Source organism: Kribbella sp. NPDC058245 (assembly GCF_042882005.1).
Lineage (GTDB): Bacteria > Actinomycetota > Actinomycetes > Propionibacteriales > Kribbellaceae > Kribbella.
Window position 1 is genome coordinate 173790 of sequence record NZ_JBHVWY010000004.1, and the last position, 15067, is coordinate 188856.

At 66.7% G+C, this 15067-nt stretch carries 19 protein-coding genes; 5 read left to right on the plus strand and 14 right to left on the minus strand.

The features are described 5' to 3' along the window. Nucleotides 1-15: 15 nt before the first annotated feature. Entirely contained in the window at nucleotides 16-1011 is a 996-nt protein-coding gene (locus tag ACFVWG_RS10110) for a chitinase (RefSeq protein WP_391542851.1), read from the plus strand. 48 nt (nucleotides 1012-1059) lie between these two features. Here ACFVWG_RS10110 and ACFVWG_RS10115 read toward each other — a convergent pair whose 3' ends face one another. The 4 genes from ACFVWG_RS10115 to ACFVWG_RS10130 are packed head-to-tail and all read right to left on the minus strand — an operon-like array spanning nucleotide 1060 to nucleotide 2736. Next, complete coding sequence (locus tag ACFVWG_RS10115) at nucleotides 1060-1488, minus strand: OsmC family protein (protein WP_391542852.1); 429 nt, start codon at nucleotides 1486-1488, stop codon at nucleotides 1060-1062. Nucleotides 1489-1513: 25 nt separating this feature from the next. After that, nucleotides 1514-1933 (minus strand): globin, encoded by a 420-nt coding sequence (locus ACFVWG_RS10120; protein ID WP_391542853.1) that lies wholly within the window; start codon nucleotides 1931-1933, stop codon nucleotides 1514-1516. 15 nt (nucleotides 1934-1948) lie between these two features. Continuing rightward, entirely contained in the window at nucleotides 1949-2365 is a 417-nt protein-coding gene (locus tag ACFVWG_RS10125) for an acyl-CoA thioesterase (protein ID WP_391542854.1), read from the minus strand. Further along, nucleotides 2362-2736 (minus strand): acyl-CoA thioesterase, encoded by a 375-nt coding sequence (locus tag ACFVWG_RS10130; RefSeq protein WP_391542855.1) that lies wholly within the window; start codon nucleotides 2734-2736, stop codon nucleotides 2362-2364. Before ACFVWG_RS10130 ends, ACFVWG_RS10125 begins: the two co-directional genes overlap by 4 nt. A gap of 174 nt (nucleotides 2737-2910) precedes the next feature. Here ACFVWG_RS10130 and ACFVWG_RS10135 point away from each other — a divergent pair, with 174 nt between their 5' ends. Further along, entirely contained in the window at nucleotides 2911-3666 is a 756-nt protein-coding gene (locus ACFVWG_RS10135) for an SDR family oxidoreductase (protein WP_391542856.1), read from the plus strand. A 10-nt stretch (nucleotides 3667-3676) separates the two neighbouring features. Next, on the plus strand, nucleotides 3677-4132 hold the full coding sequence (locus ACFVWG_RS10140; RefSeq protein WP_391542857.1) for a MaoC family dehydratase: 456 nt from the start codon (nucleotides 3677-3679) through the stop codon (nucleotides 4130-4132). Here the strand turns inward: ACFVWG_RS10140 and ACFVWG_RS10145 are convergent. From ACFVWG_RS10145 to ACFVWG_RS10155, 3 genes are all read right to left on the minus strand, one after another. Beyond that, on the minus strand, nucleotides 4129-5013 hold the full coding sequence (locus ACFVWG_RS10145; RefSeq protein WP_391542858.1) for a GNAT family N-acetyltransferase: 885 nt from the start codon (nucleotides 5011-5013) through the stop codon (nucleotides 4129-4131). The two genes, ACFVWG_RS10140 and ACFVWG_RS10145, sit on opposite strands and share 4 nt — an antisense overlap. 131 nt (nucleotides 5014-5144) lie before the next feature. Beyond that, the gene (locus tag ACFVWG_RS10150) at nucleotides 5145-6047 is read right to left on the minus strand and encodes a GNAT family N-acetyltransferase (RefSeq protein WP_391542859.1); all 903 of its coding nucleotides are present in this window, start codon (nucleotides 6045-6047) and stop codon (nucleotides 5145-5147) included. 218 nt (nucleotides 6048-6265) lie between these two features. Continuing rightward, a complete protein-coding gene (locus ACFVWG_RS10155) occupies nucleotides 6266-7243 on the minus strand; it encodes a helix-turn-helix transcriptional regulator (RefSeq protein ID WP_391542860.1) in 978 nt (325 codons plus the stop codon). A gap of 53 nt (nucleotides 7244-7296) precedes the next feature. Between ACFVWG_RS10155 and ACFVWG_RS10160 the strand changes: the two genes are divergently transcribed. Next, a complete protein-coding gene (locus tag ACFVWG_RS10160) occupies nucleotides 7297-7863 on the plus strand; it encodes a TIGR03086 family metal-binding protein (protein WP_391542861.1) in 567 nt (188 codons plus the stop codon). On the opposite strand, the gene ACFVWG_RS10165 is transcribed toward ACFVWG_RS10160, so the two are convergent. From ACFVWG_RS10165 to ACFVWG_RS10175, 3 genes are read right to left on the minus strand one after another with little or no spacing between them, the layout of a single operon-like run. After that, entirely contained in the window at nucleotides 7860-8483 is a 624-nt protein-coding gene (locus tag ACFVWG_RS10165) for a TetR/AcrR family transcriptional regulator (RefSeq protein ID WP_391542862.1), read from the minus strand. The genes ACFVWG_RS10160 and ACFVWG_RS10165 overlap by 4 nt on opposite strands. A gap of 22 nt (nucleotides 8484-8505) precedes the next feature. Then, nucleotides 8506-9417, minus strand: coding sequence for a fumarylacetoacetate hydrolase family protein (locus ACFVWG_RS10170; protein ID WP_391542863.1), 912 nt, complete (start codon nucleotides 9415-9417; stop codon nucleotides 8506-8508). A gap of 32 nt (nucleotides 9418-9449) precedes the next feature. Continuing rightward, entirely contained in the window at nucleotides 9450-10109 is a 660-nt protein-coding gene (locus ACFVWG_RS10175) for a VOC family protein (protein ID WP_391542864.1), read from the minus strand. A 136-nt stretch (nucleotides 10110-10245) separates the two neighbouring features. Here ACFVWG_RS10175 and ACFVWG_RS10180 point away from each other — a divergent pair, with 136 nt between their 5' ends. After that, nucleotides 10246-10896, plus strand: a complete 651-nt coding sequence (locus tag ACFVWG_RS10180) for an FMN-dependent NADH-azoreductase (RefSeq protein WP_391542865.1) — start codon at nucleotides 10246-10248, stop codon at nucleotides 10894-10896. Nucleotides 10897-10912: 16 nt separating this feature from the next. On the opposite strand, the gene ACFVWG_RS10185 is transcribed toward ACFVWG_RS10180, so the two are convergent. Genes ACFVWG_RS10185 through ACFVWG_RS10200 form a run of 4 tightly spaced genes read right to left on the minus strand, consistent with a single transcriptional unit; the run spans nucleotide 10913 to nucleotide 14873 of the window. Further along, entirely contained in the window at nucleotides 10913-11581 is a 669-nt protein-coding gene (locus tag ACFVWG_RS10185) for an NAD(P)H-binding protein (RefSeq protein WP_391542866.1), read from the minus strand. A 51-nt stretch (nucleotides 11582-11632) separates the two neighbouring features. Next, nucleotides 11633-12487, minus strand: coding sequence for an enoyl-CoA hydratase/isomerase family protein (locus tag ACFVWG_RS10190; RefSeq protein WP_391542867.1), 855 nt, complete (start codon nucleotides 12485-12487; stop codon nucleotides 11633-11635). Beyond that, entirely contained in the window at nucleotides 12484-14160 is a 1677-nt protein-coding gene (locus tag ACFVWG_RS10195; protein WP_391542868.1) for an FAD-dependent monooxygenase, read from the minus strand. The genes ACFVWG_RS10190 and ACFVWG_RS10195 overlap by 4 nt, the downstream gene beginning before the upstream one ends. Before the next feature lie 11 nt (nucleotides 14161-14171). After that, a complete protein-coding gene (locus ACFVWG_RS10200) occupies nucleotides 14172-14873 on the minus strand; it encodes an alpha/beta fold hydrolase (RefSeq protein WP_391542869.1) in 702 nt (233 codons plus the stop codon). Nucleotides 14874-15067 lie beyond the last annotated feature (194 nt).

Consider the following 15067-nt stretch of genomic DNA (forward strand, 5'->3'; position numbering starts at 1 on the left):
GGATTGAGGTTCGCGATGCGCTTACGCACGCTCAGAATGGCCGCCGCCGCTCTTGCGGCAGGCTCCCTGGCCCTCGGTGCGGCAGCCGCCGCCCAGGCCGCACCCAGCGCAGTACAGGCCGACCCCGCCAGCATCGGCGCGGCGCCGTACCTGTACCTCGGCTGGGGTAGTCCGCAGAAGGCGACCGACATCATGAAGGCCGCCGGCAACCAGTGGTTCACGATGGCCTTCGTGCTGGCCGACGGCAGCTGCAACCCGAAGTGGGACGGCAACCGCAGTCTCACCGGCGGCAACGACCAGTCGGTCATCAACAGCATCCGCGGTGCCGGCGGGGACATCATCCCGTCGTTCGGCGGCTGGGACGGCGACAAGCTCGGCATCCGGTGTACGTCGGCCTCCGCCCTGGCCGGCGCGTACCAGAAGGTGATCAACGCCTTCGGCCTGAAGGCGATCGACATCGACATCGAGAACACCGAATTCCAGAACAACACCGTCCAGCAGCGCGTCGTGGACGCACTGAAGACCGTCCGGGCCAACAACTCCGGGCTGAAGATCTACATCACCATGGGTACCGAGAAGACCGGCCCGGACAGCTGGGGCAGCGGCCTGATCACCAAGGCCAAGAACTCCGGCTTCACCCCGGACGGCTGGGTGCTGATGCCGTTCGACTTCGGTGGTGGGTCGGCCAACATGGCGACGCTGACCCAGCAGGCCGAGGAAGGCCTGAAGGGCAAGCTCAAGACCGCCTACGGCTGGAGCGACGACACGGCGTACCGGCACATGGGCATCTCGTCGATGAACGGCAAGACCGACGACGGCGAGACAGTGACGGTCGCGAACTACCAGGCGATGCTCAGCTACGCGCAGCAGCACCACCTGGCGCGCTTCACCTACTGGGCCATCAACCGGGACCGGCAGTGTGCCAGCGGCGGTGACGCAGGCTCCGACTGCAGTGGGATCTCGCAGAGCGCCTACGCCTTCACGAAGATCGCCGCTCAGTTCCACGGCTGACAACGCGAGAGCGCCCCGGTCCACATGGACCGGGGCGCTCTCCAATGCTCAGGCGGTGAAGGTGACGTCCAGCGTGATCTTCGTAGCAGCCAGCGCCTTGGAGACCGGGCAGTTCTCCTTCGCGCTCTGCGCGAACTCCGCGAACTCGTCGGCGGTCAGGCCCGGCACCTTGCCGTTGACCGACAGCACGATCCCGGTGATGCCCTCACCCGGCTGGAAGGTGACATCGGCCTTGGTGTCCAGCGCCTCCGGCGCGTTGCCGCCCTCGGCCAGCGCGTGCGACAGCGCCATCGAGAAGCACGCCGAGTGCGCGGCCGCGATCAGCTCTTCCGGGCTGGTCTTGCCGTTGGCGTCGTTGGCGCGCGACGCCCACGAGACGTCGAAGGTGCCGACGCCGGAGGACTCCAGGGCGACCTGCCCGGCGCCCTCGATCAGCGAGCCTTCCCAGTGCGTCTTGGCCGTACGAGTGGTTGCCATGCTCGTCTGTTCTCCTTGCGAAGCTTTAGTTGCCGGACACGTCGATCGCGCCGGGGTAGTTCGGTTCGTCGGTGTTCACCATGCTCTGCGCGGCCATCACCATGTACCGCCAGATCTCCTCGTCCCGCTCCGGGCTGAGGGCGATCTCGTCCAGCGCGGCCCGCATATGACGGAGCCAGTTGTCCCGCTGGCGCGGAGTGACCGCGAACGGCATGTGCCGCATCCGCAGCCGCGGATGCCCGCGCTCCTCGGAGTAGGTCCGCGGCCCGCCCCAGTACTGCTCCAGGAACATCCGGAACCGCACCTCGGCCGGGCCGAGGTCCTGCTCCGGGTAGATCGGCCGTAGCTCGGGGTCGGTGGCGACACCGCGGTAGAACGCCGCCACCAGCCGGTGGAAGGTGTCCGCCCCACCGACGGCGTCGTAGAAGCTCTCTGCGTCACTCATGTCGAGACCAGTGTCTCAAGCCGTCCTAAGCTGCCGTTCGAGGGCTGCCCGTTCAGGGGCGAACAGCTCGCGTTTGGCGTGCGTCACGCCGTCCACGGCCACCAGCACCGACACGGCCTTCGCGTAGATGTCCTCGGTCTCCCCGCTGCGGTCCACGATCCGTGAGCCCATCGTGTACGACGTCGTACCGACTGACTCGATCCACACGTCGACGTCGTACGGCGGGTGCCGGAGCAGGATCGGCCGCAGGTAGTCGACCGTCTGGCTGACCAGGACCACCGGGTACTCGGCGAAGTAGTCCCGCGAGTCCACCAGGTGGCTCAGGAAGGCGATGCGCGCTTCCTGCAAGTAGTCGAAGTACCGGACGTTGTTGACGTGGTCGTACGAGTCGATGTCCGACCACCGCACCAGGACCGGGTGACTAAAGGTCATGAGCCCACCAGCCTCTCCAGTACGACGCGCTCCTCCGGAGCGATCCGGCGCAGGCGGTTGGCCTTGAAGTCGAAGGGGACGAGCTTGGTCCGGGCCTCGACGTACGTCTTCCTGGTCGGCTCCAGATCGAGAATCTCGTAGTCGACGGTGAACTGGGCCCCCCTGATCTCACTGATCCACAGCTCGATCCGGACCGGCTCGGCGCGGTGGTGCAGCGGCGCGCGGTACTGGACCTCGTGCCGGGCCACCAGCAGACCGGTGTCCAGCGTGTCCGCACCCAGCTCAGCCGCGGTCCGGAAGAGGAAGTCGACGCGGGCGTCCTGCAGGTAGTCGACATACTTGCCGTTGTTCACATGACCCAGCGCATCCATGTCCCCCCACCGCAGTGGGCAGTAATAGACGTGTCTGTTCTTCATACTTTCCCCGCCCCACCGCCCCGAGCTGTGATGATCCACACGGCGATCATCGCATCCTGGGTGGTCCGGGTGTGACAGTGCGTGGGTAATGTCATCCTTGGCAGTAATACCTATCGGTAGGGAGCGGCGATGACGCAGCAGCGAGTGGCGATTGTGACCGGGGCAGCCCGGGGAATCGGCGCGGCCGTCGCGCTGCGACTCGCCAAGGACGGGAACGCGGTCGCGGTCCTCGACCTGGACGAGGGCGCCTGTGAGGGCACCGTCAAGACGATCACCGACGCCGGCGGCAAGGCCGTCGCGATCGGCGCCGACGTGAGCAAGGCCGACCAGGTCGCCGCCGCGGTCGAGCGGGTCGTCGCCGAGCTGGGCGCCCCGACGATCCTGGTGAACAACGCGGGCGTGCTGCGCGACAACCTGCTCTTCAAGATGTCCGAGGACGACTGGGACACGGTCATGTCCGTGCACCTCAAGGGCAGCTTCCTGATGTCGAAGGCCGTCCAGGCGCACATGGTCGAGGCGGGCTACGGCCGGATGGTGTTCCTGTCCTCCACCTCGGCGCTGGGCAACCGCGGCCAGGCGAACTACGCCTCCGCGAAGGCCGGTCTCCAGGGCCTCGCCAAGACCCTGGCCTTCGAGCTGGGCAAGTTCGGCGTCACCGCGAACGCGATCGCCCCCGGGTTCATCGAGACCGACATGACCGCGGCCACCGCGGCCCGGGTCGGCGTGGACTTCGAGGAGTTCAAGAAGGCGACCGCGGCCTCGATCCCGGTGCAGCGCACCGGCAAGCCCGAGGACATCGCCGCCGCCGCCTCGTTCTTCTGCAGCGAGGAGTCCGGCTTCGTCTCCGGCCAGGTCCTGTACGTCGCCGGCGGACCCCGAAACTAAGGAGCTGACGATGGTCACGTCCTTCACCGGTGTCGACGAGGTCGTCAAGGCGGTCGGCACCTCGCTCGGCGAATCCGAGTGGCTCGAGATCACCCAGGAGCAGGTGAACCAGTTCGCCGAGGCGACCGGTGACCACCAGTGGATCCACGTCGACGTCGAGCGCGCCACCAAGGGCCCGTACGGCGGCACGATCGCGCACGGCTATCTGACCCTGAGCCTGATCGCGCGCTTCGGTGACGAGCTGTTCTCCGTCTCCGGGGTGACCGCCAAGCTCAACTACGGCGTGAACAAGGTCCGCTTCCCCACGCCGGTCCCGGTCGGCTCCCGGGTCCGGGCCGGTGCCTCGATCGCCAACACCGCCGAGACCCCGGCCGGCATCCAGGTGTCGCTGAACTGGGTGATCGAGCTGGAAGGCTCCGCGAAGCCGGCCTGCGTCGCGGAAACCGTCGTCCTGCTCGTTCCTTAAAGGGGGCAGACCAGCACTGAGTGAGTGGCGACGCGGTAGTAGCCGAGCCACTCGTTCACCGCGAGCATCGGAGCGTTGCCGTCGTAGTTGGCGGTGTAGCAGTTCTGCACCCCGGCTGCGGCGGCGCGATGCAAGGCGGCAGCCTTGACCAGTTTCGCCAGCCCACGCCCGCGGTACTCCGGCATCGTCGAGGTCATCTTCGACCAGATCCTGGTTCGGTCGCCGATGCCGTACGTGAAACCGATGATCTCGTCGTCGAGCATCGCGACCACACTCAGGTCCAGCACCGACGCCGGTGACGCCCAGACCTCCTGCACCCACTCGTCGTACGGCTGCGAGACGATCTTGGCGTCGCCCGGTTTGGTGCGCTGGGCAACCTCGTTGGCAGCGTGCAGCTTGCGCGGGTCTGCCTGGTTCATCGCGACCAGTTCGATGCCGGTCGGCAGTCCGAGAAGGTCAGGCGCCTTGCGCGGATCGATGCCCGCATAGTGCACCTGCCGGGTCTGCGCGTAGCCCCAGCGCGCTGCCCAGTCGGCGGACGACGGCTCGGCGAACACCCGCACACTGGTCGCACCGGCCTTGCGCAGCTCCGCGTGCGCGGCGTCGAGCAGCTCCGTACCCAGCCCCCGCCCGCGGACATCGGGCCGCACCAGGATCCGCACCTCACCAGCCAGCGGATCGGAACCGGACGTCAGTGCAGTGCTCCCCCAGCCCACCACTTCAGCACCGTCCACCGCCGCGAACGTGGCGTGCCCCGGGCTCGGCGGTGCCGTCAGCCGTCCGTTCAGATTGGTCCGGGTGATCACGAGGTACGGCGCGATCGCGTCGTGGAAAGCGAGGGCGCTGTCGACATCCCTCACTTCAGCAGCCCTGATCTCCATGAGAACTCCTTCACCGAAGTTCTCCGGAAGATAACCGCCACCCCGCCCGGTGCGTAGGAATTGTCACGTTACAGGTCGGTATCACCACTCCAGGTAACCGACGTCCCGCTCGCCGCGGGACTCGGGATCGCTCAGAGCGTACGCATCAGGCCCAGCTCGGTCTGGACCCGCTGGTAGCCGAGCCAGTTGTTGATGGCAAGCATCGGGCCGTTCTCGTCGTCGTTCGACGTGTAGGCGGAAGTGATTCCGGCAAGGGCACAACGACGCAGCGCCACCGACTTCACCAGCTTGGCCAGACCACGTCCCCGGTACGCCGGGATCGTGCCGGTCGAGCCTGACCAGGCCCGATCGCCGTCGACCTCGACCGCGGTGTAGGAGACCACCTCGTCGCCGACCATCGCCGCGACACTGAGCGACTTGTCGAGACCGGGAGCAGTCCAGATCTCGTCGAGCCATTCGTCGTAGTCGGCCGCGTTCATCGGGACGTCACTGGGCTCGTCGAGTGAAGCAGCCGAGTCGGCGAGGAACACCTGGCGCGGATCGAGCTGATCCATGGTCACCAAGGTGATGTCCTCCGGAGTCGGCGGCTGCGGCGGCAGGTTGGCCGTCTCGACACCGGAGTAGTGCATCTGCCGGGTGCCGTCGTAGCCACGGTTGCGAGCGAACTCCAGACCGTCGGGCTGCGCGAACGTGCGCACCGCGGTCGCACCGACCTCAGTCAGGTGCTGGTGCAGCCGGTCGGCCAGCATGCTGCCGATGCCCTGCTTGCGGAAGTCCGGATGCACGTAGACCGAGATGTCGCTCTGACCCGCTTCAGCGGTCCAGGTGTTCAGTCCTGCCGAACCCCACCCGACCAGCTGACCGTCCACCTCGGCGACCAATGCGAGGAACCGCTCAGCCGGCGAGAAGACCGTGATCATGTGATGAGCCGCCGCCGGCGACAAGATCTTGTACCCGTAGACAGCCCGGCGCAGCGCCGCCACCGCCGTGGCATCGTCGCCGGTCACCGGCCGGATCCGCACCTGTGTCGTCATGCCCGGACCATAGCCAGCCGCACTCGCGCCACGCCACGGAATTACCTTCCGAACCGAACAGCAACGTGATCGCAACCAGTGCGTGCCGACTGTGATTCGGTCGTGCGGCCCCGAAGGATTAGAGTTAGCCGGTGCTGTTGGACTGAACGCCCCGACCGCCGGAAGCGCCATCGTGCTGGGACACGACGTGGTCACCGGCGGCGGGGAGTCCACAGCGACTAGCTGTAGAGCGCGACGGCTCCCCTCGCCAGCTCCAGCATCTGCTCTCGTAGATCGCTTGGCTCGAGCACTTCCAGCTGAGGTCCGAGGCCGAGCAGCATCCCGCACGCAGCCTCCCGGACCCGGAAGTCCAGCAACAGATGCGGCCATGGATCATCACTGGGCAGCTCTTGCGGGATTGCGCCTTTGGCCAGGAACGGTGAGACCACGCGGCGCACCATGTCGACCCGATCGGGATGCACCCGCACCTCAGCCTGGACACCGATCGGTCCGCCACCCGGCCGCTCCAAATTGGATCGCAGCCGCTCCCACTCGGCCCGCAGGTCCAGTCCGGCCGGTCTGTCCGCCGCCTCTTCCAGTACGTCGACCTGCTCGATCCGCGAGACCCGATACATCCGCGGTGCACCCCGGTGCGCTGCCACGAGGTACCAGCGACCGGCCTGCTCCACCAAGCCCCAAGGATCGACGGTACGGCGTTGCAACCCGCTGCTCGCGGACGCGTAGCGCAGTCGGACACGTCGCTCGGCGACCACGGCCTGACGTAGTACTGGCAAGGCACCGTGGTCCTCTGCCTCGGCGAACCAGCGCCGACGATCCACCACGATCGCACCGGACAACGCTGTGGCGTCACTCTGCAGTTCGGCGGGCAGGGTCGCCGACAGCTTGCCCATGGCCGACTTGAGACTCCCCCGGAGCCCCAGCTCATCAGACAGCTCGGACCGGCCCGACCACGCGAACAGCGCCTGTGCCTCGCGTGGCGTCAGCGCACTGACATCGGCGCGATAACCCGGCAGCAACACACAACCGCCGTTGCGCCCGCGTTCGGCGTACACAGGGACGCCTGCTGCCGACAGGGCCTCCATGTCCCGCATCACCGTGCGCTTCGACACCTCGAGCCGCTCAGCGAGCTCCCGCGTGCTCAACCGCGCATGCTGCTGCAGCAACAGGATGATCTGCAATAACCGGTCGGCTCGCATCTCCTCAGAATAGGCGACAAGAGATGTCACCTATAGAGCGCGAAGGTGGAGTCATGACTAACACAGACCCGCGCCCGCTCTTCGTCCGCGCACTCGACCAGACGCAGCACCTGATCAACAACACCGGCGCCGAGGACCTCACGAAGCCGACACCCTGCCCGGAGTACGACGTCCGCACGCTGCAGGCACATTTGTTGTCGGTCATCGCCCGCATCAACCTCGCGCTGATCGGAGGCGATCCGTTGAGCCTCCCGAAGGTGACCGACAGCGAGGACGCCGCCAGCACCTGGAAAGAGCACCGTACGGCGCTCGACGCGACGCTGGCCGACGACTCCATCCTGGGCCGGATGTGCAAGCTACCGTTCGGCACTCTGCCGGGCGCAGCAGCCATCGGCGCCTACACCGGTGAACTCACCACGCACTCATGGGATCTCGCGAAGGCGACCGGCCGCGTCGACCAGCTCGACGACGAGCTGGCGAACAGCGTGCTGCCGATGGTGCGTCAGTTCCTGCCGGCCGAACCGCGCGGTGGCGAGATTCCGTTCGGCCCGGTCGTAGCGGTCGCCGACGACGCATCGCCGTACGACCGCTTGGCGGGCTGGCAGGGCCGCCGGCCCTAGTGTTCTGAGACGACGAGCGGCAAGAGCACTTGGTCGACCATCTCAGTGATGTCATCAGTGCTCAGGTCGCGCGTTTCCAGGATCAGACGCTTGACGATCAGCGCGTGCAGCACCTCGAGGACCACTGGCGTCAACCGCTTCGACGACACCTCGCCACGCTGCGCGGCGTCGCGGAGCAGCTCGGTCAGTGAGTCGAACAGTGGGGCCAGGATCTGAGCCTTGAACCGTTCGAGCAGCTCAGGATCGCGCTGGGCTTCTCCCAGCAGTGAACGGAATGCCGCACCTTTGACACCCTGATGCGTGTTGGTCATGTAGCGGGTGAAGCCGATCAGATCGGCCCGCAGGACACCTGTTCGCACATAGCCGGCCGGGTCCATGCCCAGCTTCTCCAACGTGTCGATCACCAGTGCCGTCGTATCCGACCAGCGCCGGTACAGCGGGCTTTTGCCGGTACCGGCACGCTCGGCGACGCTGTCGAAGGTCAGTCGCCCGAACCCGACCTCGGCCAGTTCGACGACGACCGCATCAGAAATCGCCTGCTCCACCTCGGCAGCGCCCCGCCGGGTACGGACCGGCCGCGCGGAGGCCCGGAGACCGGCGCTGCTGCTGCGGTTCGGCATCGCGTCAGCATACGTCAGGCGCTCAGACGGCCTGCTCGTCGAGAACGGGCGTGTTCATGGACCCGAGCCCGGTCATTTCGATCCGTACGGCGTCGCCGGCGGTGAGCCATCTCGGGGACGCCATGCCCACCGCGGCACCCGCCGGCGTACCGGTCGTGATGATGTCGCCGGGCCGCAGAGTGGTGGTGGCACTCAGCCACTCGACGAGCTGAAAGGGGTCGGTCGCCATCTCTTTCGCGTAGGTGTCCTGCCGCGGCTCGTCATTGACCCAGGTCTGGATCCGGATGTCCTCGTAGCTACCCGCTTCGTCGGCGGTGAGCAGCCAGGGCCCGGTCGGGAGGAACGTGTCCCAGCCCTTCATCCGCATCACCTGGAACAGCGGCGCCATCCCCAGCTTCTTGCTCTCGCCCTCACCGAGATCGCGGGCGCTGACATCATTCGCGATCATGTAGCCGGCGATGTGTTCCCCGGCGCGGTCCGCGGCGATGCGCCGGCCGCCCTTGCCGATGACGATCGCCAGCTCGGCCTCGTAGTCGAACTGCTCGCATTCGATCGGCCGCACGATCGGATCGGTGGGGCCGGACAGTGCCGAGGAGGGCTTGACGAAGATGACCGGCAGGGTGGGCATCTTCGCCGGGTCGACACCGTGCTCCACCAGGTGCGCGAAGTAGTTCGCGCCGACGGAGAACAGGTTCGGCGGATCGACGACCGGCGGGCCGAGACGCGTCCCGGCGACCGGGATCAGTTCGTCACCCCGCTGCAGCGCCGCGTCGATCCCCGCACCGAGAAGGTCGAGGAACGGCAGCACCCGGCGCAGGGAGTCTGTCCGCTCGAATCCGATGTCGGCCAGGACGCGGCCCAGCGGCAGTACGGAGTCCTGCACCAGCGCGCCGGGAAGTTCGCTACCGGCAGGGCCAAAACTGACGAGGCGCATGGGCGTCTGTCCTTTCAGGTGGGAGGGGCCGGTCAGTCGCTGGGCGGCGACCAGGCGATCAGTTCGGCGACGGATTTCCCGTTGCGCAGGTCTTTCAGGAGTTCGGCCGGCTCGAAGGGTGTCGGGCTGGTGACATAGCGATCCCCGCCGGCATAGAACGCGACCATTTCTTCCTCGGTGTAACCGCTGTCGAAATACAATTCGACCGTGTTCTTGTCCGGGTCCTCGTAATACATCGACATCGTCGGCCCATGATTCAGGCAAATCGTCGGGTTCGCCGCTGATCCGGCCAGCCGGACCTGCGTCTCGAGCAACTCCGCCAAGGTCGGGTATTCGAAGGCGAAATGGTTCAGCCTGGCCACGGAGCCAGTATCCGAACCAGGCATCGCCAGGGAAGGGGATTCATCGGTCTTCGCGACGTTGAACATGCCGAAACGATGGTGGCTCTCGTCGATCCGGAGGAAGCACGCACTGTGATCCGAGGTCTCGACGCCGATCGTCGCCTCCAGAACATCGATGTACCACTGCTTCATCACTTCGTAATTACTGGTGTTCACGACCAGGTGGGAAAGTGCCGGTGACGCCATTTCTTCCTCTTCTCCGAGAAGGTCTGCCGACGCGGCATCACAGGCTCTGACGAACCGGGCGGCCTCGTTACTTCCGAAGCTATCCACAACACCGGAAATAGTCAAGGACGGATCCGTCCTTGACTATGGAATAGTTCCTGCCTAGGCTCGGTCGCAGCAGCGCCGAATGATCTTTCCGGGCGCACCACGCCGCTGGGCGGAATATGCCGGCCGGCCCCTTCGCAGCGACCAGGAGATTGTCATGTCCCTCTTCCGTCTCGACGCCAGCATTCGGGTCGAGGGCTCCCACAGCCGCGCGATCGCGGACATCGTCGAGCAGGAGTGGCGTACCGTCCACCCGGAGTCCGCGGTAGTCACGCGGCAGATCGGCATCGACCCGGTCCCGGCGACCGCCTGGGCGACCGCCGTCAAGGCAACCTCCGTGCCGCCCGCCGACCGCTCCCCCGCACAGATCCGGTCCTTGGAGCTCGCCGAAGCGGAGGCCGAACAACTGATCGGCGCCGACGCCTTGCTGTTCGCGGTACCGCTGTACAACTTCGGCGTCTCCCAGCACTTCAAGACTTGGGTGGACCTGGTGATCTGCGATCCGAGGATGCGGTCGGGAGTCGAGCCGGCAACGGCGGGCAAGCGAGCCGTCCTGGTGACCGTGCGCGGCGGCAGTTACGCGGCGGGCACGCCGCGCGAAGGGTGGGATCACGCGACCGCCTGGATGCGCCGCATCCTCGCCGACGTGTGGAAGCTGGATCTGAAGGTCGTCGAATCGGAGTTCACCCTGGCCGGCGTGAACCCGGCCTTCGAGCGGTTCAAGGACCTGGCCCGGCAGATCCGCGCCGCCGCCGAGGAGACCGCCCGCGACCACGGCCGCAACCTGGCCGGCGAACTCAGGGTCTGACGCGCGGCGGCCCCACCTATCCGACAGTTGCCGCGAGCGCTGTGATGTCTTCGTAGGTGTTGATGTGGGTGCCTGGCCTGCTCTGGTGCAGGGCGGCGATCATGGCCGTTGCGAGGACCTCCGCCCGGACCGGACGGAACCGCCGCAGCGGGCCGAGCATCGCGTGCGCGACCACGGGGAGAACCGCGTTCGCGGTCCCCTGCCCCGCCTTGGCCCTGGCCCGGTCGCCGAGCAGGGTCGCGGGCTGGAAGATCTCCACACACTCGTAGCCCAGGGCAACGATATCCCGCTCGGTCTCACCCTTGACGCGCACCATCGAGAGCCTCGACCCGGGGTTGGCACCGACCGCTGAGACGATGGCGAGTCGTTGCGCGCCGGCCTTGCGGGCCAGCCTCGCCACCTCCACCGGATAGTCGTGATCGACGCGCCGGAAGGTCTCCGCGGACGCCTTCCCCGAAGTACCCAGGCAGCAGTAGACATCGCTGGCGGTGAAGTCCCACTGCTCGGCGAGCCGCTCGAAATCTATCACCTGGACATCCAACCGCTCCTGGGAGTCGTCGACCCGCGAGAGCGGCCCGCGGGTCAACGCGGTGACCCGGCTGTACCTGCTGTCGGCGACAAGCTGATCCAGACAATGGCCGCCGACAAGTCCGGTGGCGCCGATCAGCAACGCAGTACGAGACATCGTCAAACTCCCAGGAAAGATTCGGTCGGCATGATGTGGGTCAAGATCGGATCAATCGACGTCGCAGAGCTTTGGCAGGTCGAGTTCCACCTCGTGACTGAAGGGGACTCCCCCTGCCTTGGCCGTCAGACGGCCGACGACCGCCTGCCCTGCGTCTGTTGCCAGCAGGCGCCCCGCGGCAGCAGACGTTTCGGCCAGGTCCGCCGGAAGCGGGACGGGCTGACGCTTCGTAAGATAGCCCTTCGCCATCGCCACCCCGGCCGGGTTGAAGCTCGCGACGCGCCGAGCGAGTCTGTCCACGAAGGCATCGAGTTCGGCGTCGGGGACCGACCGATTCACCAAGCCGTACAGCTCGAGAGTGCCGGCCTCGAGATCATCGGAGGTCAGCACGAACTCCAGGGCGCGAGCGCGGCCTGCCAGGAGCTGGCTCCATTCGAGCCCGCCACCACCCGGCAGCGCGCCGAAACCGACCTCGAGCAGGCACAGGCGGGTGTTCTCCTGACTGGCGAACCGCATGTCGGCGCTCAAGGCGAACTCGCAGCCGAATCCCCGCGCCCGGCCGCGCAGCGCCACGATGGTCACCACAGGACTCGAGCTGAGCCAGTGGCTGAAGGCCGGCCAGCCCTGCAGGATCTCCAGAGGCTCGGACACCTCGCCGCCCGGTCCGGAGAACTCGAGACCTATGTGGTTGAGGAAGAACTCCGGATTCGCACTCGTGAAGACGAGGACCCGTACGTCGTTCGCCGGATCCTCGGCGTACGACTTCACCGACTGCAGGCCGGCGAACACCTGCGAATCAACCAGGTTGTACGGCGGGTTGTCGATCACGACCGTGAAGCAGCCCGGGGCTGTTTCACGCAGCCGCACGACCTTGTTGTCGAGCAACGATTCTTCGGCTGTATTCATGACACGTCCAGGATCTGACGCAGTGCGCCGCTCAGGGCCTTCTGCTCGTCGCCGGTCCGGCTGATCGAGCGGAAGCCGACGAATCCGTCCGGCCGGACGAGGATCGCGCCGGACGGCTCCAGTCCGTAGCGCTGCAAGAGATCGTCGACGCGTTCATCGACCGGGGTGAGATCACTCCCCAGGCCGAACACCGTCACGGGAACGGCCAGTTCGGCCCGAACCTCGTCGGCTGCCGTCAGCCAGGCCGCGTTGTCCGGACCGGTCAGCAAGAGGAACCCACCGTCGTAGACATCGACAGTCGAGATCCGATCTCCCCGAAGGCCGACCCAGGAATGTGGCGCCCGCGCACCCGGCCGTGCCGACGGCCGATACTCGGCAACACCTGAGACGACCAGTTCACTGTCGTCGGGCACCACCGCGGTGCTGGCGTACTGGTACCCGAATTGCTGGCCGTGTGAGGCCAGCTGATCTCGTTGCGCGGGAATGCCTTCGGCGATCGCGCGACGTAACTGCTCGCCGGCTTCGGTCTCGATCACCGACAGAAGACTCTTGTCCTGCAGCAGGAAGCCGGTCTTCTCCATCTGCCGCGTGTTCTCCATCATCTTCTCGGCATTGAACTCCGCCACCGGGAGGCGCTCGACCTCGTAGGTCTCGAGCAGGCCGTCGCCGGCTCCCCATCGCAACCTGGCGATCAGCTTCCAGACGAGGTTGTGCACATCCTGGATTCCGCTGTTCAGCCCGAAGCCACCGTGCGGCGGGAAATGATGGGCGGCGTCGCCGGCCAGGAAGGCCCGTCCCACGCGCCACCTGTCCGCAACCGCCTGATCGTGTCCCCAGGACCAGATGTGATGAATCTCGACGGGCACGTCCGCACCGATCGCGTCGGCCACTTCCCGCTCGCAACGCTCCCTGGTCACCGAGCCGGGATCGGCGCCGGGCGGGATCTCGAAGTTGTACCGCCAGCGGGTAGGGCTGTCCCGGATGAACGCTCCCTGGGTGTCTCCGTTGATGATCCAGATAATAGGAGCCGGGCGGCCGGCAAGGAGCGGGTCCAGGTCCGCGTCGAACTGAACGTTGATCGCCGTTCCCAGCGATGCCTCGCCGTGCTCGCCGACACCAAGCGTCCGGCGGGCAGCGCTCCGCAGGCCGTCCGCGCCGATCATGTACTGCGCGACGACGGTCTGCCGCGCTCCGGTCCGGTCGGTGTAGATCGCGGTGACCGAGTCATCGCCGGGCGCGATTTCGACGACCTCGCAGCCGAGTTCGATCGTCACGCTGTCCAGGGCACCGGCGACCTCGGCGAGTATCGGTTCGAACATGTGCTGTCCGGCGGTCGACATGCGTTCCGGCGATTGCTCGTCGAACAGCCGGGACAGTTCCGCGGTCTCGCCGAGGACGAGTTGCCCGATCTCGATACCGCTCAGGCGGGTCATCCAGGCGATCGTGATCTCGTCGGGCATTCCGGCGGTCAGCGCCCTCACCAGGTGCGCGACCCCCCATTCCCGGAAGATCTCCATCGTCCGCGAATGCACTCCGTTGGCCTTGGGATATCTCGAGAACTCGGTACGGCGTTCCAGCACCAGGCAGCTGATGCCGGCCCGGCCGAGGGCCAGCGCAGCGCTCAGCCCGACCGGCCCCCCGCCGATGATCAGCACTTCGGGGTTGCCGCTCATCTCAACAGCTTCTAACCGGCGCTGTTGATGAACGAAACAGTGACGTCCAGGCACTTCGTGGTGCCGGGGATCTCGAAGTGATCCGCGCCGTCGAGGGTGACGTGTTCCGCGTTCGGAATCGTCTTCGCCACCAGCTCCGACTGCCCGGCGCCGTCCGCGCTCCCGTCGATCACCAGCGCGTCCGCCGTGATCCGGCCCAGACCTTCGAGGGTGACAAACCGCTTGCTGGAGGCAAGATAACCCGCAACCGCTGCCGGGTCGTTGCCGGCATCAGCGATGATTCCACGCAGCAGGGAGACCATGGGATTGTCCGTCGGCTCCGGCGAACGCAGCGCGTCGACGAGCGGCTGATTCATGGCCGCACTGTGCAGGCCCCCGGTCAGTACGGCGTCGGCAGCCGCGAGAGCCGCGATCCGCCCGAACAGGGCCGGCTGCTCGCTCGCCGCCAGCAACAGCGCCCACGCACCCGCGGAGAACCCGATCGCGTCGACCGAACCGTGCTTGGCCGCCTCGTCGAGGATGAGATCGGCGGCGTCGCGCCCGACGGCGTCCTTGGACATGCCGTGACCGGGAAGGTCCACACCGATCACCGTCCGGCCGGCCGCCTCCAGCTGGTCGACCCAGCCGTTGCGTCGCCACTGCGAGTCGAAGTTCGACCCCATGCCGTTGATGAGAACGACTGGCCGCGCGAGCGTCGCACTTGCCTCACTCATGCTTTGTCTCCTTCAGGGAAAGGGAAGATCACGCCGTCAGCAGACGCTGACGCGCGGTCGGCGATCCGGCTCTCGCCCGAACGGCGAGGGGGATGACCGGAAGAGTTTCTTCAACCAGGCTTCACGATTGAGCCTGGCAAGATAGTATTGCGCAAGATGTTCTGAGTCAATACTAGTTTGCCGGATCGCCCGCG